The organism is Duganella fentianensis (assembly GCF_009857835.1).
Lineage (GTDB): Bacteria > Pseudomonadota > Gammaproteobacteria > Burkholderiales > Burkholderiaceae_D > Rugamonas > Rugamonas fentianensis.
The window spans coordinates 698,921-720,749 of record NZ_WWCL01000004.1; the positions used below are offsets into that span (position 1 = coordinate 698,921).

General features: G+C 58.1%; 17 protein-coding genes. All 17 read left to right on the forward strand.

Features of this window, described 5'->3' with window-relative positions; translation table 11 throughout:
* Positions 1 to 145 precede the first annotated feature (145 nt).
* On the forward strand, positions 146 to 1,591 hold the full coding sequence (locus GTP23_RS20220; RefSeq protein ID WP_161036743.1) for a hypothetical protein: 1,446 nt from the start codon (positions 146 to 148) through the stop codon (positions 1,589 to 1,591).
* Positions 1,592 to 1,985: 394 nt separating this feature from the next.
* A complete protein-coding gene (locus GTP23_RS20225; protein ID WP_161036744.1) occupies positions 1,986 to 3,269 on the forward strand; it encodes a nucleotide sugar dehydrogenase in 1,284 nt (427 codons plus the stop codon).
* 7 nt (positions 3,270 to 3,276) lie between these two features.
* A complete protein-coding gene (locus GTP23_RS20230) occupies positions 3,277 to 4,308 on the forward strand; it encodes an NAD-dependent epimerase/dehydratase family protein (protein ID WP_161036745.1) in 1,032 nt (343 codons plus the stop codon).
* Between the two features lie 19 nt (positions 4,309 to 4,327).
* On the forward strand, positions 4,328 to 5,491 hold the full coding sequence (locus GTP23_RS20235; protein WP_161036746.1) for a glycosyltransferase family 4 protein: 1,164 nt from the start codon (positions 4,328 to 4,330) through the stop codon (positions 5,489 to 5,491).
* Positions 5,491 to 6,930, forward strand: a complete 1,440-nt coding sequence (locus GTP23_RS20240; protein ID WP_161036747.1) for a phenylacetate--CoA ligase family protein — start codon at positions 5,491 to 5,493, stop codon at positions 6,928 to 6,930. The genes GTP23_RS20235 and GTP23_RS20240 overlap by 1 nt, the downstream gene beginning before the upstream one ends.
* Positions 6,931 to 6,952: 22 nt before the next feature.
* Positions 6,953 to 7,390: a serine O-acetyltransferase gene (locus tag GTP23_RS20245; protein ID WP_202412261.1), complete on the forward strand. Its 438-nt coding sequence runs from the start codon at positions 6,953 to 6,955 to the stop codon at positions 7,388 to 7,390.
* Positions 7,391 to 7,437: 47 nt separating this feature from the next.
* On the forward strand, positions 7,438 to 8,496 hold the full coding sequence (locus tag GTP23_RS20250; RefSeq protein ID WP_161036748.1) for a glycosyltransferase: 1,059 nt from the start codon (positions 7,438 to 7,440) through the stop codon (positions 8,494 to 8,496).
* A gap of 36 nt (positions 8,497 to 8,532) precedes the next feature.
* Positions 8,533 to 9,624, forward strand: coding sequence for a glycosyltransferase family 4 protein (locus GTP23_RS20255; protein WP_161036749.1), 1,092 nt, complete (start codon positions 8,533 to 8,535; stop codon positions 9,622 to 9,624).
* Positions 9,625 to 9,640: 16 nt separating this feature from the next.
* A complete protein-coding gene (gene asnB / locus GTP23_RS20260) occupies positions 9,641 to 11,509 on the forward strand; it encodes an asparagine synthase (glutamine-hydrolyzing) (protein ID WP_161036750.1) in 1,869 nt (622 codons plus the stop codon).
* A gap of 7 nt (positions 11,510 to 11,516) precedes the next feature.
* Complete coding sequence (locus tag GTP23_RS20265) at positions 11,517 to 13,544, forward strand: heparinase II/III family protein (protein ID WP_202412262.1); 2,028 nt, start codon at positions 11,517 to 11,519, stop codon at positions 13,542 to 13,544.
* Entirely contained in the window at positions 13,534 to 14,844 is a 1,311-nt protein-coding gene (locus GTP23_RS20270; protein WP_161036751.1) for a nucleotide sugar dehydrogenase, read from the forward strand. The genes GTP23_RS20265 and GTP23_RS20270 overlap by 11 nt, the downstream gene beginning before the upstream one ends.
* Positions 14,828 to 16,075, forward strand: a complete 1,248-nt coding sequence (locus tag GTP23_RS20275; RefSeq protein ID WP_161036752.1) for a glycosyltransferase family 4 protein — start codon at positions 14,828 to 14,830, stop codon at positions 16,073 to 16,075. The genes GTP23_RS20270 and GTP23_RS20275 overlap by 17 nt, the downstream gene beginning before the upstream one ends.
* The gene (galE, locus tag GTP23_RS20280; RefSeq protein WP_161036753.1) at positions 16,072 to 17,070 is read left to right on the forward strand and encodes a UDP-glucose 4-epimerase GalE; all 999 of its coding nucleotides are present in this window, start codon (positions 16,072 to 16,074) and stop codon (positions 17,068 to 17,070) included. Before GTP23_RS20275 ends, galE begins: the two co-directional genes overlap by 4 nt.
* Positions 17,071 to 17,085: 15 nt before the next feature.
* Positions 17,086 to 18,246: a nucleotidyltransferase family protein gene (locus GTP23_RS20285; protein WP_161036754.1), complete on the forward strand. Its 1,161-nt coding sequence runs from the start codon at positions 17,086 to 17,088 to the stop codon at positions 18,244 to 18,246.
* A complete protein-coding gene (locus tag GTP23_RS20290; protein WP_161036755.1) occupies positions 18,243 to 19,658 on the forward strand; it encodes a mannose-1-phosphate guanylyltransferase/mannose-6-phosphate isomerase in 1,416 nt (471 codons plus the stop codon). Before GTP23_RS20285 ends, GTP23_RS20290 begins: the two co-directional genes overlap by 4 nt.
* A 69-nt stretch (positions 19,659 to 19,727) precedes the next feature.
* Positions 19,728 to 20,744 carry a TIGR03790 family protein gene (locus tag GTP23_RS20295; protein ID WP_371866953.1) on the forward strand — a complete coding sequence of 339 codons (1,017 nt, stop codon included), beginning with the start codon at positions 19,728 to 19,730 and terminating at the stop codon, positions 20,742 to 20,744.
* 475 nt (positions 20,745 to 21,219) lie between these two features.
* The gene (locus GTP23_RS20300; RefSeq protein WP_161036756.1) at positions 21,220 to 21,720 is read left to right on the forward strand and encodes an FxDxF family PEP-CTERM protein; all 501 of its coding nucleotides are present in this window, start codon (positions 21,220 to 21,222) and stop codon (positions 21,718 to 21,720) included.
* The last annotated feature ends 109 nt before the right edge of the window (positions 21,721 to 21,829 follow it).

Genomic DNA, 21,829 nt, shown 5'->3' on the forward strand with positions numbered 1-21,829 from the left:
TTTAGACGGCCTATACCGGCAGCAGAAATTGCCCAGTAACAGCGTACGCGATGGTCCCGACGGGTAAGGCAAGGCGGGACGGGATGCTGTGCATAGGCGTGCACGATAGCACATTAATATTGAATATCTTTTCTGGATAATGCTCATGTTTACTCACGACACCAATAGTATCGCACCGCGCGGTGCACGGTTGATCGCTGTTGCCGCTTGTTTGGCCGCTGCAGGTCTGGCGCAGGCACAAACCACTACGGCCGTGACGGTCCCGTATATCGATCGTTTCGAATTTGTAGCGGGCGACGGTAGTCTGGGACCGGCAGGCACGATCCCGAATAACTGGGGTGGCCATCAGTCACGTATCACCCGTCACCTTGACTCCGTACGGTTGATATACACCCGTACCGATGCTGCCGGCAATATCACCTGGCAGCTGATGAAGCGCGGTACCAACGGTGGCTGGAGTAAGGAATTTTCCGGTCCGACTACGGATGATGTCAGCCTGTTGCGCGACCAGCGCGGCAATGACCGTGCTTACGTCGTGGCCTGGCCCGCCGGTGTGCCCACCGTGTACACGTCGCCTCTGTATGCGCCCGTGGCCATACCAGGCACTTGGCAAGTTCTGCCATCGAAATACCGTCAGTACACCAATACCGGCATTTCGGCCGATGGCTATCTGTGCCTGAAAGTCAACCGCGAGTTGCCTACCACCAGCGCCATGCAGACCTCCAATGTCCGTATGGAGTATCAGTGCGGCAGGACCGATGCCACCCGTACGGCGATCAGCTGGGGCTGGGCGGGTCAGGTGACCCACGTGGTCGGTCTGCGCTTCAATTATGACTATATCTTCCCCAACCCCCAGGGACGGGTGGAAGGTTTGCATGGCGTGGCCACCAAAGACGTGTACTACACTGTGTCGGACGTGCCGAAACTTGATGCCAGCAAATTCCCCTATGTTTATAACGGTGCCAATTCCTATGTGACCGCTCTGCGCGCCGATAACTACAAGGCCCAGACTGCTGTGTCTCCTGTGCCGGTACCGACGGGGGCTACGGCAGCACCGGTGGCCAAACTGATGGATAGCTTCATCGATAGTAGTGGCCGCATGTTCTCCAGCTATCACAAGGAAGATCCGCGTGACGCTTCCGTGTACGGTACTTATGTGGTGGTGCAGGATGCGCAAGGTAAGGTCCTGTTTGATAAAAAATGGCCAGCGACCCTGGAAACCTATGCCAACGTGCGTATGTTCGAAGATGCGAAAAACCGTATCTGGCTGTTGTGGAGCAACCGTGGCAACCGTGCCAGCCAACTGCGTCTGTTCCCTGTGATCGAGAGCGGTACGGCGGCTGCGCCTAGCTTTACGCTGGGGGCCTGGACGGAAGTGGGCGGTCCGACCTATCCTTACGCACTGGATGGCAATATCTATATTTCCACGGTGCGCGGCGGTACCAGCAAGAGCCAGTATGTGGAAATGTTGTTTAACGCCTGCACGGAAACCTATACGGCAGGGATTGCTTACAATGGCAACAATTGCTATCACGCCGATCGTAGCGGTCTGATGCAGATCTATTACGCCCGCCTGCGTCTGCCAGACTAATTGAGTTCAGCGTTTCACGCGACTCTGAATAACCGTGCAATCTAATTTGCACGGTTTTTTTTCGGCTACACGTACTGCTTGGGTTGCCGGGGCCGATTGACGGCGGTGGTGGAGCGCAGGCAGACATTGGCAAAACCTCGGCCGATTTAAATACTTTTAGCAATATTAAACATTCTTAACCCTGCAGTCCCGAAGTACTCAGTAGAACCCTTAGGTTTTTTGCATCGTGCGCGGTAGAATTTGCATGACGGCACGTCGTCGTGAGGTTGAAATTCTGGTATGCTTCATAACTCATGTGAATAAATTTGCAATGTGCGCGCTGGCCTCCCGGTAGCAGCCAGAAACAGGGCCGGCACAGCATGCATTGCGCAGTAAAAAAGGATTATTGTCAGCTATGCACAAACGTAAGATTTCGGTAGTGGGTCTGGGCTATGTGGGCTTGCCAGTGGCGGTGGCGTTTGGCGCACAAGCCGAGACCATAGGCTTTGATATCAACGAGGCGCGTCTGCAGGAGCTACGCGACGGCCATGACCGTACCAATGAGGTGACGTCGGCGGAACTGCGCGGCGCAAACATCACGTACACGGCTGATACCAGCGTGCTGGCACGTGCCGACTTCCACATCGTGGCCGTGCCGACTCCGGTCGATGATGCGCACCAGCCGGATCTGACGCCGGTTGAGCGTGCATCCGAGACGGTGGGCAAAGCCCTCAAGAAGGGCGATATCGTGGTCTATGAATCGACCGTTTATCCGGGCGTGACGGAAGATGTCTGCGTGCCCATCCTGGAGCGTGTCTCGGGGCTGAGCTGCGGACCTGATTTTACCGTGGGTTATAGCCCAGAGCGTATCAATCCCGGTGACAAAGAACATACTTTTACCAAGATCACCAAGATCGTTTCCGGTCAGAACCCCGCCACGCTGGAAGTCGTGGCCGAGGTTTATGGCTCCGTGGTGACGGCTGGAGTCTACAAGGCTGCCAGCATCAAAGTGGCCGAGGCCGCTAAAGTGATCGAAAATACCCAGCGTGACTTGAACATTGCGCTGATGAATGAGCTGTCGCTGATTTTTGACCGCATGGGCATCGATACCAATGGCGTGCTTGACGCCGCCGGTACCAAATGGAATTTCCTGCGCTTCAAACCGGGTCTGGTAGGCGGCCACTGTATCGGCGTCGACCCATACTACCTGACCCACAAGGCAGAAATGCTGGGCTACCACTCGCAAGTGATTCTGGCAGGCCGCCGCATCAATGACGGCATGGGCGCCTACATCGGCCAGCAAACCATCAAGCAGCTGATTCGCGCTGGACATGATGCAGGTCAATCGGTAGTAACCGTGTTCGGTCTGACCTTCAAGGAAAACTGCCCGGATCTGCGCAACTCCAAAGTAATCGATGTGATTCGTGAGCTGCAATCCTATGGCATCCAGGTGCAGGTCACCGATCCGCAGGCGGATCCGGAGGAGGCGCTGCACGAGTATGGTATCAAACTGACGCCGTTCGATCAGCTGCGTCCTGCTGAGGCGGCAGTGATCGCCGTCGCCCACAGCGAATATGCGAGCTGGACGGCCCAACAGTTCCGTGCCGTGCTGACCGAACGTCCGGTAGTGATCGACGTCAAGGGACTATGCGAACGTACTGCCTTTGAAGATGCCGGCATGATTCTGTGGCGTCTGTGAGGTGAAGATGTCGGCATATCAAGAATTGCAAGGCACGCTGCGCAGCGCGCCGAAGACCTGGCTGATTACCGGTGTGGCGGGCTTCATCGGCTCGAATCTGCTGGAGACCCTGCTGTCGCTGGATCAGCAGGTGGTGGGTCTGGATAATTTCGATACTGGCCACCGGCAGAATCTGGAGCGGGTGCAGGCACTGGTGACGCCAGAACAATGGCGGCGTTTCCGTTTTCAGGAAGGCGATATCTGCGACCCTAGTGCCTGCGTCGCAGCCGTGCAGGGGGTGGACTACGTGCTGCACCAGGCGGCACTGGGAAGTGTGCCCCGTTCGCTGGAAAACCCGCGCCGTACCAACGATACCAATATCACCGGCTTCCTCAACATGCTCGTCGCCGCACGCGATGCGCGCGTGCGCCGCTTCGTGTACGCTGCCTCCAGCTCCACTTATGGCGATCATCCGGGCCTGCCCAAGGTGGAGGAGGTGATCGGCAAGCCGCTGTCGCCATATGCCGTGACCAAGTACGTCAACGAGCTGTATGCAGATGTGTTCGCACGCTGCTACGGCCTGTCGTCGATAGGTTTGCGTTACTTCAACGTGTTCGGTCCCCGCCAAGATCCTAATGGCGCCTATGCCGCCGTGATTCCCAAGTGGTATGGCGCGCTGCTCAGTGGCGAGCAAATCCAGATTAACGGTGACGGTGAGACCAGTCGCGACTTTTGCTACATTGCCAATGTGGTGCAAGCCAATCTGCTGGCCGCAACCAGCGAGCGGGCGGAAGCGGTGAACCAGGTGTACAACGTGGCGCTGGGTGATCGCACCACCCTGAATGAACTGTTCGAGCTGATACGCCAGCGGGTCGCCCGCAGTGTGCCGGCCGCCGCCAGCGCCGTGGCCAATTACCGCGCCTTCCGCGACGGTGATGTGCGCCATTCCCAGGCCGATACCAGCAAGATTGTTTCGCTGTTGGGCTATGCCCCTACGCATCGCGTTGCGGAAGGGTTGGATCAGGCCACGGCTTACTACCTTGCCGTGATCGGGCGCTAACTCGATGGTGCCCAACGTCATGTTCGTTGTGCCCAGCCTGATCCGGGCTGGGGCGGAAACCCAGGTGATCGATCTGGTCAACCAGATCGATCCGGGGCAGATGCGCGTACATCTGTTTACCTTTGAACGCCAGCTGGACCTGCTTGAAAAGCTGGACCGTAGCAAAGTCAGTCACCATCAGTGTGTGCGGCGCAGTAAGTACGACTTGCAGCCGGCGCGCGAACTGGGGCGCTTGATCGACGAGCTGGAAATTGATGTGGTGCATTGCACGCTGCAGTTCGCGTTGCTGTGCGGCTGGCTGGCGCGCCGCTACAGCCGGCGCCAGCCACGCCTGATCGTCTCCGTCCATACCACGCTCAATCGTGATTTCAAAGGCGATGTGCTGGACTGGGTGATGTACCAGTGGCTGATGCGGGCCTGTGACCAGATTATTTTTGTCTGCGATGCGCAGCGTCATCACTGGATACGGCGTTTCCCGTTTATTGCTGCCACTGCCGTGACTATCCATAACGGTATCAATGTGGCGCGTTTCGATCCATCCCAGACTGCGCCGGCCGGGGTGGCATTGCGGGCGCAACTGGGGATACCGGCCGACGCCGTGGTGCTCGCTCACGTTGCTGCCTTCCGCCCGGAAAAGGCCCATCAAGTGTTGCTGCAGGCGCTGGCGCAAGTCATGCCGGAATTGCCTGAGTTGCAGGTGATTTTTGCCGGTGACGGCCCTTTGCGGTCCGCCATCACGGAGCAGGGCCGGCAGTTGGGCCTGGCGCCGCGTCTGCACTTTACCGGTAGCCTGCCCGATGTGCGGCCAGTTCTGGCGGCGGCCGATTTTTCCGTGCTGCCGTCGATCGCTGTCGAGACGTTTTCACTGGCCATGCTGGAATCGCTGGCGCTGGAAGTACCGATGATCGCTTCCGACCTGGGCGGTGCCCGCGAGGCGGTGCTGCAGGGCGAGACGGGTGCGCTGGTGCCCCCCGGGCAGGTGGCCGAACTGGCCGCAGCATTGCGTGCCTTGTGCCGCGATGCAGCTGGTCGCCGCCGCATGGGGCAGCGTGGACGACAGCTGGTGCTGGAACGTTATGATGGCGCGATGATGGCGCAAAAAACGGCTGATGCCGTGCTGCAATGCGTGCGCAGTGCGCCAGGGGCTGCGCGACTGCCGTACGCCAAGAGCATGGGTAAGTAATGGGATTTGAAGATCGCCTGTATTCGCTACTGTCCCTGTACATCCGATCGCCGCAATGGGTCAAGTCTATCTTCGGCCGTCTCTATCTTGCCTTGCCTCCCTACGTACGCCGGGGGCGGCATTATCCGCGCTTTCTGGAACAGGTTGCAGTGCACGATCCGGCGGCGCTGGCACAGCTGTCGCGCGCCAAGCTGACCGAGACGTTGCGCTGGGCATTGCAGACCGTACCCCGGTACGCCTCCTATGCCCACTTGCTCGGCCAGCTGGAAGCTGATCCCTATGCGGTGCTGCAGCAGCTGCCTATTGTCAGCAAGAGTGACGTCAAGGCAGATCTCGATGACTTGCTGTCGCGCCAGATGCCGCTGACGGCAAGGCTGAAGACTTTTACCGGCGGCTCGACGGCCCAGCCCATGATGTTTTACCTGCACAAAGGGGTGACGCGTACCAAAGAGTATGCCTTCATGGATAGTTTCCACCGTCGCGTAGGCTTGAGCGACAAGGATGTGGTGCTGGCACTGCGCGGACGCAGCGTGCCCGGCGCTGGTCGCCCCGGTGCCAGTTTGTGGATGTATGAGCCCATCAAGAGGCAGCTGATACTGAGTTGCGACCATCTGGAGCGCGCCAATATGCCGGCCTATGTAGAGGCCATCCGGCGCTGGAAACCGCGTTTCATCCAGGCCTACCCGTCAGCGTTGCATCCGCTGGCGCGCTGGCTCAAGGAGCATCCGGCGCCCGATGTGACAGCCCCGATACGCGGCATCATGCTGTATTCGGAAAATGTGTACGAGGGCCAGATGGCCATGCTGCGCTCGGTATTCGATTGCCCTATCCTGTGTCATTACGGTCATTCCGAGCGGGTCCTGATGGCGGCTTCTATGCCGGACGATGAGCGCTGCTTCTTCTGGCCCCAGTATGGCCATGTGGAATTGCTGGATGTGATGGGGCGGCCTGTAACGCAACCGGGCGAACTGGGCGAGCTGGTGGGAACCTGCTACGACAATCAAGTCATGCCGTTCGTGCGCTATCGTACCGGCGATCTGGCCGTGCTTAGCGATCGTCCCCATCCCGCTCTGCCCGGCTATTTTGCGGTGGAACGGATAGAGGGGCGCTTGCAGGAGTTTCTGGTGTGCCACGACCACCGCCTGATTTCCATATGCACCATGGGGGCGGCGCATTTCGACGATCTGGCTGCGGTCGAAATGATACAGTACGAACAGTTCCGGCCCGGACACTTCCTGCTCAATGTGGTGGCCTCGCAAGCCTTGTCCGACGCTGCCCGCGGCCGCATCGCCAGGGCAGTGTATGCCAAGACGCAAGGCGGCTGCCAGGTCGAAGTGCGCGAAGTGGCGCAGATTGCCCGCACCGCTAGTGGTAAGCATCGCATGTTGTTGCAGCATCTGGATATCAGTGAATATTTTGGTGCGACGCTGGCAAGCTGAGTCGCCCCCTTAGGAGTTTGTTATGTTGCCTCTGTTCCGACTGTATTCCCTGCTCTGGCGCTGGCGTGTGCCACTGCTGCCACGTTTGCTCTATCTGCTCAACCGCATACTGTTTTCCGTGGCGCTGCCGCCTAGCGTGCGGATGGGTAAGAATGTGGTGCTGGCCTATCAGGGGCTGAGCACGGTAGTGCATGCCCAGGCCAGTATCGGTGATGATGTGTATATCGGTCCGCAAGTGATCATCGGTGGCCGTAGCGGCGAAAGCCTGGTACCCGTGATCGAAGCGGGCGCGTATATCGGCGCTGGTGCGCGCGTGCTAGGGCCTGTCACCGTGGGACGCAATGCACTGGTGGCGGCGGGCGCGGTGGTGTTGGCCGATGTGGCGCCCGGGCAAGCCGTTGCCGGCATTCCCGCGCGTCCTATCAAGATGTCGCGCGGCGAAGCGGGGCGGGATACCTGAGTGAGGGCGGCGGCCCCGGCATATCGATGAAGCGGCGCTGGATAGTCATGCTGGGGACGGCGGAGGCAAGCCGGGGCGGGATAGCGGCCGTGCTGCAAGCCTACCGCCGCGGCGGCCTGTGGTCGCGCTGGCCCGTGCTGCATCTGGCCACCCATACTGATGGCAGCGCGGCCGCCAAACTGGGGCAGGCCTGGCGCAGCTGGGTGCGTCTGCTGTGGCTGCTACTTACCGGCCGGGTGGCACTGGTGCATCTGCATCTGGCCTCGCGTGCCAGCTTCTGGCGCAAATTGATGTTTTTCCTGCCCGCGAGGCTGGCCCGGGTACCAGTGCTGGTGCACCTGCATGGCGGGGGATTCCAGAATTTTTATGCGCGGGGCGGCGGGCTGACCCGGGGGGTGATCCGGCTGGTGTTCCGCCAAGCCGCGTGTGTGCTGGTACTCTCGTCGGGCTGGGCGCACTGGCTGGCGAGCGTGGCGCCGCGCGCGCAGGTGATCGTGCTGCCTAATCCGGTGAGCGTGCCGTCTGTCGTGCACCGGGAAAAACTGAGCGAGCGCTTGATTTTTCTAGGGCATTTGAGCAAGGCCAAAGGCTGTTACGATTTGCTGGCAGCACTGGCGATGCTGGCGCCACGGTACCCTCAGCTCAGCCTGGTGATGGCCGGCGAGGGCGAACGCGCTGCGCTGATGGCTCATGCAGCCAGCCTGGGCCTGGCGCAGCGGGTACTGTTTCCCGGCTATGTGGATAGGGATGAGCGCGATCGTTTGCTGGCCGATGCGGCCGCATTGGTGCTGCCCTCGTATGCGGAAGGGGTGCCCATGTGCCTGCTCGAAGCCATGGCGGCGGCAGTGCCGGTGGTGGCCAGCAAGGTAGGTGGCATCCCTGATCTGGTTAGTGCCGGTGTCGAAGGGCTGCTGGTGCCCCCGGGGGACGTGACGGCACTGGCTGCCGCGCTGGCTACGTTGCTCGATGATGTGGGGCGCGCCCGTGCCATGGGACTGGCTGGACGTAGCACGGTTATTGCTTGTTATAGCGATGGTCGGGTGCTGGCGCAGCTGGAGCAGCTTTATGCACGATATGCCGGGATCGACAGTAAGTCGGTTTATTAATATAATGTTATTTCAAAGGTAATTGTGACAACGCGCATGAAGAAAACAGTGATGATGCTGGGGCCGTCCACCGCTGCTGTCAGCGGGGTCAGCACCCATTTAAACCAATTATTTCATTCAGCGCTGGCGCAGCAGTGGGAGCTGGTGCAGTTTCAGGTGGGCAGCGAAGGGCGCGCCGAATCGACGTTGAGCAAGCTATGGCGCTTTGCCATCAGTCCGCTGCAATTTGCCGTGGCCATCTGCCGTCTCTGGCCTGCGATCGTCCATCTGAATACATCGCTCGAGCCCAAGAGCTACTGGCGTGACATTGTGTATTTACTGATCGCCAAATTATTCGGCCGACGTGTGCTATATCAAGTCCACGGCGGTGCTTTACCTGAACAGTTTTTTGCCGGTCAGCCGATGCGTCGCTGGTTGCTGCGCCGCATGTTGCGCCTGGCCGATGCCGTGGTGCTGCTGGCCGATATCGAGCTGCAGGCCTATCGCCAGTTCGATCCCCGGCTGGTGCTCAGCGTGATTCCCAACGCCATCGATCTGGTACCCGATCCGGCCGGCAAGGAGCAGCAGTTGCAAGGCCCGCTAACGGTGGCTTATGTGGGACGTCTGGCGCGCAACAAGGGGATTTTCGAACTGCTGGACGCACTGGCACTGGTACGGCGCGAAGGCGTTGCACTGCAACTGGTGATTGCCGGCGGCGGCCCGGACGAGGCCGAATTGCGCGCAGCGGTGGAGCGGCTGGCGCTAGCCGATCAAGTGCGTTTCGCCGGCCCCGTGTTCGGCAAAGAGAAAGATGAGCTGTGGGCCCGCGCGGATGTGTTCGGTTTCCCGACCTATCATCGCGAGGGGCTGCCTTATGCTTTGCTCGAAAGTATGGCCGCGCGCACCGTGCCCCTGGTATGTCCCGTGGGGGCTGTGCCGGATGTAATGCAGGATGGCGAGCATGGTGTGTTTGTCCCGCCCCGGGATCCGGCGGCGCTGGCCGCCGCTTTGTTGCGTCTGGAGCGTGACCGTGCCCTGTTGCGGCGCATGGGCGCGGCCGGGCGCCAGCGTATAGAACAAGCTTATACCGTGGAACGTTTGGCGCGTGATTTTGACGCCGCCTATACGCGCCTGTGTACTGAACATTGAAATAGGAGTCGTATCCATGTGTGGAATTGCCGGATTTGTACTCGCTGCGCCGCAGCCGGAACGGCCCCAGTTGCTGCGTGCCATGGGGCAGGCGATCGCTCACCGGGGTCCCGATGACGCCGGTTTCCTCGAGGTCGATACTGCCGATGGTCAGTATCATGTGGGCCTGGCGCACCGGCGCCTGTCCATCATCGATCTGGCGACCGGCCATCAGCCGATAGGCAACGAGGATGGCAGCGTGCAGATCGTCTTCAATGGCGAAGTGTATAACTTCGAAGCCTTGCGCACGCAGCTGATCGATCTGGGTCACCAGTTTGTTACAGCGTCGGATACGGAAACCATCGTCCATGCCTACGAGCAGTGGGGCTATGCCTGCGTCGAGCATTTCCGCGGCATGTTTGCATTCGCCATCTGGGATGCGGCGCGCGAGCGTCTGTTCCTGGCCCGTGACCGCTTCGGCAAGAAGCCGCTGTTCTTCCACGAACATGAAGGCAACCTGCTGTTCGCGTCCGAAATCAAGGCTTTGTTGGCGGCACCGGATGTGGTTGCGGCAGCCGATACGGCGGCGATCTGGGACTATCTGTCCTACCGCTACGTGCCGGGGCCGCGTACCCTGTTTGAAAACATCCGCAAGCTGGGCCCTGGTTGCTATGCCGTGTGGGAAAAAGGCCAGTTGACGGAAACCCCGTATTACCGCAATCCCGACAGCCTGCCGCCGCGCGCCCAGCCCATGCCGGCCGACCCGGTCGCGACCTTCCTCGACAAGCTTGATGAAGCAGTGCGCATTCGCATGGTGTCGGATGTGCCGTTCGGCGCCTTCCTGTCCGGCGGACTCGATTCCTCCGCCGTGGTGGGATTGATGTCGCGCCACTCCACGTTGCCGGTCAAGACTTTTTCTGTAGGTTTCAAGGAAGGCGCGTTCAGCGAGCTGCGCTATGCGGCCGAGATTGCCCGCCAGTTCAAAACCGATCACCACGAGCTGACTGTCTCGGTCAACCAGGTGATGGATCTGCTGCCTACGCTTGTGCGCTTCCGCGATGCGCCGGTGGCCGAACCGTCGGATATTCCCATCTATCTGTTGGCCCAGGAAGCGCGCAAAACCGTCAAGATGGTACTGACGGGCGAAGGGTCGGACGAATTCCTCGGCGGTTATCCGAAGCACGTCTATGAAAATCTGGTCCAGCCCTATCAGCGTCTGCCTGGCTGGCTGCGTGCGGGCGTGATCGAGCCGGCCGTATGTGCTTTGCCTTACCGCTTCCAGCGCGCCAAGACGGCCATCGTCAACCTCGGGCTGGATGCCTTCGAACAGCGCATGCCACGCTGGTTCGGTGCGCTGTCCGAGCGCGAGCGCGAGCATCTGGTGGCGCTCGACCCGCTGCCGCCGGGGCGCAATCGCGCCATGCAGGTTGCCAGCGAGGGTAGCACGCCGATGCGGCGCATTCTCAGTTTCGATCAGACCAGCTGGTTGCCCGACAATCTGCTCGAACGTGGCGACCGCATGACCATGGCCGCTTCGCTGGAAGCGCGCATGCCGTTCATGGATCACGAACTGGCCGCCTATGTGTCCACCCTGCCGGACCAGTATCGGGTGCGGGGCAAGGTCACCAAATGGGTGTTGCGCGAAGCGATGAAGCGCATGTTGCCAGTGTCCATACTGGAGCGTCCCAAGGTGGGCTTCCGCGTGCCCGTCAATGAATGGTTCCGCGGCCCTATGCGCGAATACCTGTACGACCACCTGACCGGCCCCGATTCGCGCACCCGTGATTACTACCGTCGTGAAGCGCTGGAGAAGGTGCTGGCAGACCACGTCGCCGAACGCCAGAACCACGAAAAACTGTTATGGAGCCTGCTCAATCTAGAGATCTGGCACCGCGAGTACCTGTGAGTCCGTCTTGAGTCAACTAGTCTGGAAAATAAACCGCCTGCGCGCCATGGGGGCGGGCGAGATTGCCCACCGGGTCGGCGATGCCATCCGTATGCGCCTGCAGGCGCGCGGCGTCGGTCTGGCCCGGCCTGCGCCGGCGCGCCAGACCTACGGCCAGCCGTGGGTGCCGCAGCTCCCCCGTCCGGCGCAGCCGCAAGCCTATGTGGCGGCGGCCGAGCAGATCCTGGCGGGCCGCTTCGATGTGTTCTCGCTGCGCGCTGCGGAGCTGGGCTGGCCGCCGCGCTGGAACCGCGATCCGCGCACGGGCATCGAAGCGCCGCTGGTCAACGGTAAAATGCTTAACTACCGCGACGAGCAACTGGTAGGTGACATCAAATACCTGTGGGAGCCCAATCGCCATCTGGAACTAGTGACGCTGGCGCAGGCCTGGCACTTGACGGGCGAAGCGCGCTATGCCGAGGGTGTGCGCACGCTGCTCGATTCCTGGTTGCAGCAATGCCCGTATCCACAGGGGCCCAACTGGACCAGTTCGCTGGAACTGGCAATCCGCCTGATGAACTGGTCGATGGCCTGGCATCTGCTCGGCGGCGCGGCCTCGCCCCTGTTTTACGGCAGTGAGGGCGCGGCCTTCCGCGAGCGCTGGCTGGAGAGCGTGTACCGTCATTGCCATTTCATTGCAGGTTATTTTTCGCGCCATTCTTCCGCCAACAACCATCTGTTCGGCGAACTGGCGGGCTTGCATATCGCCGCGCTAACTTGGCCTTGCTGGAATGATAGTGCCGCCTGGCTGGCGCAAACCAGTGCGGAACTGGAAACCCAGGCCCTGCTACAGAACGGCAAGGATGGGGTAAATCGCGAGCAGGCCGTGTATTACCAGCATGAAGTGGCCGATATGATGCTGCTCTGCTATCTGGTAGGCCGCGCCAATGGCTTGCGCCGCTCGGCAGCATATATGGAGCGTCTGGAACAGTTGCTGGAGTTTCTCGCCGCGCTGATGGATGTGGGCGGCCAGTTGCCGGCCATAGGCGATGCCGATGATGCCTTGCTGGTGCGCTGGAACCAGCAGCCCCACTGGAATGTGTACCGCTCGCTGCTGGCAACCGGCGCCGTGCTGTTCGGCCGTCCCGACTTCAAGGCCAAGGCCGGCCCGTTCGATGACAAGAGTCTGTGGCTGCTGGGTGAAGACGGGGCCCGGCGCTATGCCCGCATGGCCTCGGTGCGCCAGCCGCCATGCCAGGCATATCGCGAGGGCGGCTACTATATATTGGGGTGTGATTTCGATCAGCCGAGCGAAGTACGGCTGGTGGCCGACGCCGGGCCACTCGGCTATCTGGCGATCGCGGCGCACGGCCACGCCGACGCGCTGGCGCTGACCCTGTCCGTGGCGGGGCAGCCCATGCTGATCGATCCCGGCACTTATGCCTACCACACGCAGAAAAAATGGCGTGATTATTTCCGCGGCACCCAGGCGCACAATACCTTGCAGGTAGATGGACTGGACCAATCCGAATCGGGCGGGAATTTCCTCTGGCTGCGCAAAGCGACGGCACGCTGCGAAGCCTGGCATAGCGACGCCCGGTGCGATAGTCTGACAGCCAGCCATGATGGTTATCTGCGTCTGGCCGATCCGCTGCTGCACCGGCGCCGGATCGAGTTCCTGAAAGACAGCCTTAGCATAGTTATTGAAGATATAATCGAGTGCGAAGCTAGTCATGAGATCGCATTGAGCTGGCATTTCGATCCTGCCTGCCGTGTAGTGTTGGAAAACGGGGTGGTCAGGGTAAGCACGGGGCCGGCGACACTGACTTTAAGCATGGAAAATGGCGCGGCCGTGCCGCGTCTGGTATGCGGTGCAGAGCAGCCTCCGCTGGGGTGGAGCGCGCCGTGTTTTGACACCAAAGTGGCAACGCATACCGTGGTGTGGAGTGAAAAAATACAGGGCAATACCAGCCGCCGGACACGCATAGAGTTGGTGCTGAATCAATCAAAGCAGCAGACTCAAACATTTATCGAAGGGGAACGTCTTGAAAATTAGTATATTTGGTCTGGGTTACGTCGGTGCCGTTTCTGCAGGTTGTTTGGCCACGGATGGCCATCAGGTGGTCGGGGTGGATCCCAATCTGACCAAGGTCGAACTGATCAATCAGGGCGTCACGCCGATTATTGAAAAAGACATAGGCGAAATGATCGCCAGCACCGTCAAGTCCGGCCATCTGCGGGCCACGGTCGATGTGCGTGATGCCGTGCTCAATACGGATATTTCGCTGATCTGCGTCGGTACCCCGTCCCAGTTGAACGGCAACCTCGATCTGAGCCACGTGCGTAAAGTGTGTGAACAGATCGGCGCGGCCATCAAGGAAAAATCCAGTTTCCACGTGGTGGTGGCGCGTAGCACCATGCTGCCCGGTTCGATGACCAGCGTGGTGATTCCGACGCTGGAAGCGGCTTCCGGCAAAAAGGCCGGGGTGGACTTCGGTGTTTGCAACAATCCTGAATTCCTGCGTGAAGGTACGGCCGTCTATGACTATTACCATCCGCCCAAGACCGTCATCGGCGAGAGCGATGTGAAGGCTGGCGCCATGCTGGTGGAACTGTATGCCAAGATGGACGCACCGCTGGTGCGCACCGACGTGGAAACGGCCGAAATGGTCAAATACACGGACAATACCTGGCACGCCGTCAAGGTCGCATTTGCCAACGAAATCGGCAATATCTGCAAAGCCGTGGGGATAGACGGCCACAAAGTGATGGAGATCTTCTGCCAGGATACCAAGCTCAATCTGTCGTCCTACTACATGAAACCGGGCTTTGCTTTCGGCGGCTCCTGCCTGCCCAAGGACGTGCGCGCCCTGACCTATAAGGCGCGTAGCCTGGACCTGGAACTGCCGCTGCTCAATTCCATCCTGCCGTCGAACGAGAAGCAGGTGGCCAAAGGCTTGAAGATGATTATGGACAAAGGTGCGCGCAAGGTCGGCATCCTGGGCTTCTCCTTCAAGGCCGGCACCGACGATCTGCGCGAATCGCCGCTGGTGGACGTGATCGAACACCTGCTGGGCAAAGGCTACGAGCTCAAGCTGTACGACAAGAACGTCAATCTGGCGGCGCTGACGGGCGCCAATCAGGATTACATCCTCAACCATATTCCGCACATCTCGAAACTGATGGTCGACTCCATGGAGGATGTGCTGGCCTTCGCCGACACCATTGTGATCGGTAACGGCGCGGCCGAATTCAAGACTGTGCCGGCCAAGCTGAAACCGGCGCAGCATCTGGTCGACCTGGTCCGTATTTCGCAAGAACAGAGCGGGGGACAGTACGATGGCATCTGCTGGTAAGCGTCGCGTTCTGATCCTGGTAGAAAATCTGCCGTCGCCCTTTGACCGGCGCGTATGGCAAGAAGCTACCACCCTGCATGCCAACGGTTATCAGGTTTCCATCATCTGCCCGACGGGAAAAGGCTATGAAAGCCGCTACGAGGAAATCGACGGCATTCATATCTACCGCTACCAGCTGCCGTTGGAAGCGGAAGGCGCCAAAGGCTATGCGATCGAATATAGCGCGGCCTTGTTCCATACTTTCCGGCTGGCCTGGAAGGTGCATTTTGCGCGCGGCTTCGATGTGATCCACGCCTGCAATCCACCGGATCTGCTGTTCCTGATCGGCGGCTTCTTCAAGCTGCTGATGGGAAAAAAATTCCTGTTCGATCACCACGATATCAATCCGGAATTGTACGAGGCCAAGTTCGGCCGGCGCGATTTCTTCTACAAGCTGATGGTGCTGTTCGAGCGCTGGTCGTTCAAGACGGCTGACGTATCGATCGCTACCAACGAGTCCTACAAGAAGATAGCGGTCGAGCGTGGTGGCATGGATCCGGAAAAGTGCTATGTGGTGCGCAGCGGTCCTAAACTGGATCGTCTGCGCGTGCTGCCGCCCGTTCCTGCCCTGAAACAGGGGCGCCAGTATCTGGTGGGCTATGTCGGCGTGATGGGGGCGCAGGAAGGCATCGATCTTCTGCTGCAGGCAGCGCGCCACATCATCGTCGACATGGGACGCCGTGATGTGCACTTCGGGCTGGTGGGCGGCGGTACCTCGCTCAATGACATGAAAGCCATGGCGGCCGATCTGGGCATCGCCGACTATGTGACCTTCACGGGACGGGTGCCGGACCAGCAGTTGCTGGAAATGCTGAACACGGCCGATGTCTGCGTCAATCCCGATGTAGCCAACGAGATGAACGACAAGTCGACCATGAATAAAATCATGGAATACATGGCCTTGTCCAAACCCATCGTGCAGTTCGACCTGACCGAAGGCAAGGTGTCGGCACAGGAAGCGTCGCTGTATGCCCTGCGTAACGATGCGCTGGACATGGCACGCAAGATCGTCGAGCTGCTCGATGACCCGCAGCGGCGTGAGCGCATGGGCGCGTTCGGTCGCAACCGCGTGATCAATGAACTCGAATGGGAATATGAAGCGCCCAAGCTGCTGGCTGCCTACGAGCGCCTGTATTCCGACCGTGCGCCGCTTCCTAGCGCTTTGTCCTCTGTCGCGAAAGAAAGCAAATGAAAATTCTAGTCACAGGTGGCATGGGATACATAGGTTCCCATACAGTCGTTGAATTGCTCGCTGCAGGACACGAGGTGGTGGTGGTGGACAATCTGTCGAACGCCAAGGTATCGGTGGGCGAGCGTATCGCCCGTATCGCGGGCCGTCCCTGCAGCTTTGCCGAAGTCGACATCCGCGATCGTGACGGCATGGAAGCGGTGTTTGCCGAGCATGCCATCGAAGCGGTCATCCACTTTGCCGGCCTGAAGGCGGTGGGCGAGTCCGTGGAGCAGCCTTTGCGTTATTACGATAATAATGTGACCGGCAGCTTGGTCCTGTTTGAAACCATGGCCAAGTTTGGTGTCAAGACACTGGTATTCAGTTCCTCGGCCACTGTCTATGGCGATCCGGCTTCGGTACCCATCCTCGAGAGTTTTCCGCTGTCCGCCACCAATCCATACGGCCGCAGCAAGCTCATGATTGAAGACATGCTGCGCGACTTGTACAAGGCAGATCCTAGCTGGAGAATTGCCCTGCTGCGCTACTTCAATCCCGTGGGAGCCCACGAAAGCGGTTTGATAGGTGAAGATCCCAACGGTATTCCTAACAATTTGCTGCCGTATATCGCCCAGGTGGCGGAGGGGCGTCGCGAGCGCCTGTCTGTGTATGGCAATGATTATCCTACGCCTGACGGTACCGGTTTGCGCGACTATATCCACGTGGTCGATCTGGCGCAAGGGCATTTGGCGACGCTGGACAAACTGGCCGGTGGCGCCGGTATTTATACCTATAATCTGGGCACGGGCTGCGGCAACAGCGTGCTTGAAATGATACGCGCCTTCGAGAAGGCCTGTGGGCGTGCGGTGCCGTTCCAGATCGTTGCGCGGCGCGCCGGCGATATTGCCGCTTGCTACGCAGACCCCAGTCTGGCGGAGCGCGAGTTGGGCTGGAAGGCAAGCCGGAATATCGATCAAATGTGCGCGGATTCGTGGCGCTGGCAGAGTACGCCAACCTAAACTAGGATACGCTCTATGAAAGCAATGATATTGGCGGCGGGTAAGGGGACTCGGGTCCGGCCTTTGACGTATGACTTGCCCAAACCTATGATTCCGATCTTGGGCAAGCCAGTGATGGCTTATCTGATCGAGCATCTGCACAAATATGGCGTGACCGAGATCATGGTCAATGTCAGTTATTTGCATGAGAAAATCGAAGAGTATTTTGGCGAAGGGCACCAGTTCAATGTGCAGATCGGATACTCGTTCGAGGGTTACACCACCGACAGCGGTGAAGTAGTGCCGCAGCCACTGGGCTCGGCGGGTGGAATGAAAAAAATCCAGGAGTTTGGCGGCTTTTTCGATGACACTACCATTGTGCTGTGTGGCGATGCGCTAATTGATCTCGACATCAAATCGGCATTATTCGAGCACCGCCGCAAGGGCGCCTTGGCGTCGGTTATCACCAAAGAAGTGCCGTGGGAAAAGGTCTCCAGCTATGGCGTCGTGGTGACGGACGCCGATGGGCGTATTACCGAGTTCCAGGAAAAACCTAGCCAGAAGGATGCCAAGTCGAACTTCGTTAGTACCGGCATCTATATCTTCGAACCCGAGGTAATCGACCTGATTCCATCCGGCCAGACCTTCGATATTGGTTCCGAATTATTCCCCTTGCTGGCCGAGAAGGGTTTGCCATTTTACGCCCAGACCCGCAACTATAACTGGATCGATATCGGCAGCGTCAGTGATTACTGGGAAACCTGTCAAAGCGTGCTGATGGGCGAAGTCGCCAATCTGCACATGCCGGGCATCCAGATTAATGACGGTCTGTGGGTGGGCCTGAATACTTCCATCGACTGGGACGGTACGCGCATCGACGGTCCCGTGTACATCGGCTCAGGCACGCGCATAGAGGCGGGTGTCCACATCGTCGGCCCGAGCTGGATCGGTCATGGGAGTCATATTTGTGCCGGTGCAGAAGTGGTACGCAGTGTACTGTTTGAATACACCAGGGTGTTACCGAATGTTGCATTGCATGAAATGATAGTATTTAAGGACTATAGTGTCGACCGTGCCGGCGTGATGAAGCATGTGTCAGACACGGATCCCGATTCCTGGGCCAATGCACGTGACCGGCGTAGCAGACGGCGAACTCAGAAAGACGCCGAACTTACCAAGAAGAGAATTAGCGCATGAAAATTTATCCAGTGATCCTGTCCGGTGGTTCCGGTACTCGTTTATGGCCGTTATCGCGAGCAGTATTGCCTAAGCAGTTGCTGCCGCTGGTATCGGAACGCACGATGTTACAGGACACCGTATTACGTCTGCACGAACAGCCGCAAATGCAAGCGCCGCTGGTGGTTTGTGGCAATGAACACCGCTTCCTTGTCGCCGAGCAGATGCGTGAGATCGGTGTCGCGCCGCTTGGTATATTGCTTGAACCAGTAGGACGCAATACGGCGCCCGCCGTTGCCTGTGCCGCCCATTATTTGAAAGCCATTGATCCGGAAGCGGTGATGCTGGTCTTGCCGGCCGATCACGTGATCGAAGATGTCACCGCGTTTTATGCGGCAATTCGTCAGGCGGCCGTACCGGTAGAGCAGGGGGCCCTGGCCACGTTTGGGATAGTCCCGACAGGACCGGAAACGGGATATGGCTATATCCGCAGTGGTGAGGCGCTGGCAGCCGCAAGCTGCTACCGGGTTGACCGCTTTGTCGAAAAACCAGATCGCACCACGGCACAGAGTTTTGTCGATGCGGGGAATTATTACTGGAATAGCGGCATGTTCCTGTTCCGCGCCGAGAGCTATTTGAGCGAACTGCAGACCTTTGCGCCTGCCATTGTCACAGCTACCGCGACTGCTGTGGGCAATGATTATCGTGACCTGGATTTCTGCCGTCTTGATGAAGCTTCATTCATGGCTTGCCCGTCCGACTCTATCGACTACGCTGTCATGGAGCATACCAAACATGCCATCGTTGTACCTGCCGATATAGGCTGGAGCGACGTGGGCTCGTGGTCCTCGCTGTGGGAAGTGCAGCAGAAGGATGGACAGGGTAATGTCACGCGCGGCGATGTCTATCTTGATGATGTGAGTGGCTCGCTGGTGCGGGCGGAGAGCCGCATTGTGGCCATGATAGGTATCCGTGATCTGGTGGTGGTTGAAACTAATGACGCGGTGCTGGTGGCTCATAAGGACCAAGTACAGCGCGTCAAGAATATTGTTGATCATCTGAAAACAAAACAGCGTACCGAGCATTTACATCACACCAAGGTCTACCGTCCTTGGGGCTGTTATGAAGGCATCGATATCGGCGATCGTTTCCAGGTTAAACGGATTACCGTCAATCCAGGTGGCAAACTTTCCTTGCAGATGCACCATCATCGGGCTGAGCACTGGATCGTGGTCAGTGGCACGGCCAGCGTAACCTGCGGTGATAAGGTTACCTTGTTGACTGAAAACGAATCGACCTATATCCCTATAGGCATGACTCACCGCCTAGAAAATCCCGGTAAATTGCCACTGCATCTGATCGAGGTGCAATCTGGAAGCTATCTGGGCGAAGATGACATCGTCCGGCTGGAAGATGTGTATCAGCGTACCTAAGGCTGAGCAACAGACGCTATAATCAAAAACGGAAGCTTTGGCTTCCGTTTTTTTTGAGGGTTCTATCAAGTGCGACGTTTAGCCATATTCTTTGCGATAGTGTTATTTCCGTTTGCCCAGGTTCATGCGCAGTTTGTGCCACCGAAAGGGATTAGCGCCGCCCAGCTGGCACTGGTTATAAATGACGAGGAAGCTAATAGTGTCGAGTTGGGAGAATATTATCGCAAGGCGCACGGCATACCTGCTGCGAATATTGTGCATGTCCAGATCGCCAATCGTCCGCGCAAATTGGCTGCGGAAGAGTTCGAGGCGCTCAAGACTAAGATAGATGCCAAGCTGGGTGCGGATGTTCAAGCGGTGCTCATGCTCTGGACTGCACCGTACGCGGTCGAATGCAACTCGATTACAGCGGCATACACGCTGGGACTGGATAGCGCCCTGTGCGCCAAATCCTGCGCACCTAGTAAACCTAGCGCTTACTACAATGCTGCCAGTACTCGCCCGTACAGCGAGCTGAAAATGCGATTATCTATGTTGCTTCCTACCGAGAATGTCGGCGCTAGCAAAGCGTTGATTGATCGCGTGGTCGCCAGTGCAAATCCGCCCCCAGCGGCGAGCGCCTATTTTCTGCAGACCAGTGATGTAGCCAGGAGTAGCCGCGCGCGTTTCTTTCCCCGCTCTATGACAGTACCTCAGCACAATTTGACCGTGAAGACTCTGCAAGCCGATAGTATCGAGCAGGTCAGCGACATAATGATCTATCAGACTGGTCTGAGTAGCGTTGCGAAATTGAATACGCTAAAGTTTCTACCCGGTGCATTGGCTGATCATCTGACCTCTTTCGGTGGCGATTTGCTAGGCGAGGGGCAAATGAGTAGCTTACGCTGGCTAGAGGCAGGCGCTACGGCCAGCTACGGTACGGTGAGCGAACCCTGCAATCATTGGCAAAAATTCCCGAATTCCACCGTATTGTTGAGCCAGTATCTGCGTGGTGCCAGTGCCATCGAGGCTTACTGGAAAAGTGTGGCTTGGCCTGCTCAAGGTTTGTTTATTGGCGATCCGCTCGCCGCGCCTTATCGCCGGTAATTTCGATACGGGTATCGTGGCGTGGACTGAGGGCACTGCCTCCGGGGCGCCATTCGAGGTATTGAGGTTGGTTCAAAATTCGATGTTTGTCTAATTCAAACAACACTTCCGCAGAAAATTTGATTTTGCGGGAAGAAACACGCCAGATCACGACTGATCAGGCATAAAAATCTTGCTCTCAGAGGGAGGGGCTGACATAACTTGGCATTTTGCCAAGCTCGCCGAGCATATTTTTGTGCTGTCGGAACAATATTGATAGTGAATATTGGACTTACATGCATAAAAATAGTCTCGATAAATGAGCTCTTTCGCCACATATTTCATATGGCAAAATAAATTGCAATTTAGAAAAACAAAATGGAAAATTTGCAATTATTTTTGGCTTTCTTATGTTATGATTATGACTGTAGCACTCCTGTTAATTAATTAGTGGCACGCACAGCGACGCCACAATTCGTCTGATTAAGGAAATCATATGAAATTGAAAACTTTTGCTGCTGGTGCCTTGCTGGCTGCCGCGTCGTTCAGTGCCTTCGCAGGCGACCAGACCATTACCGTTGTTGCCGATGGCAAAACTCACGGTTTCCTGTCGGTTGTTGACGACGGCATTCTGTCGAGCGGTCAGGACGTCATTACCTTCGATGGTTTGTCCAAGCACCAGAACTACTCGATTAGCGTGTCGATTACTGGCCAATTGCTGACTTTCAATGCGTTGACCTCGAACCTGAACCACACGCTGGGTACTGCAACTGAGACCAATATCCCAGGTTTTGGTACGCTGAAGTTCTTCGGCGTAGCGACCAATGGTGTTGTTCCTTTCGTTCTGCAACTGAACGGCACTAGCGAAGTGGGCGGTAACTATAGCGGCACCTACACCATTACTGCAGTTCCAGAACCAGAAACCTATGGCATGATGTTGGGTGGCCTGGCTCTGCTGGGTGTTGTTGCTCGCCGCAAGGCAAAAAAAGCAGCCTGATTTACAGCTGACTTAGAAAACCCGCTAAGGCGGGTTTTTTTTCGTCCGTAGACTGGCACGGCCGCCCGGAAGGGCGGCGCAGCGCCAAGTGAGTGTCAGTCTATGGGGC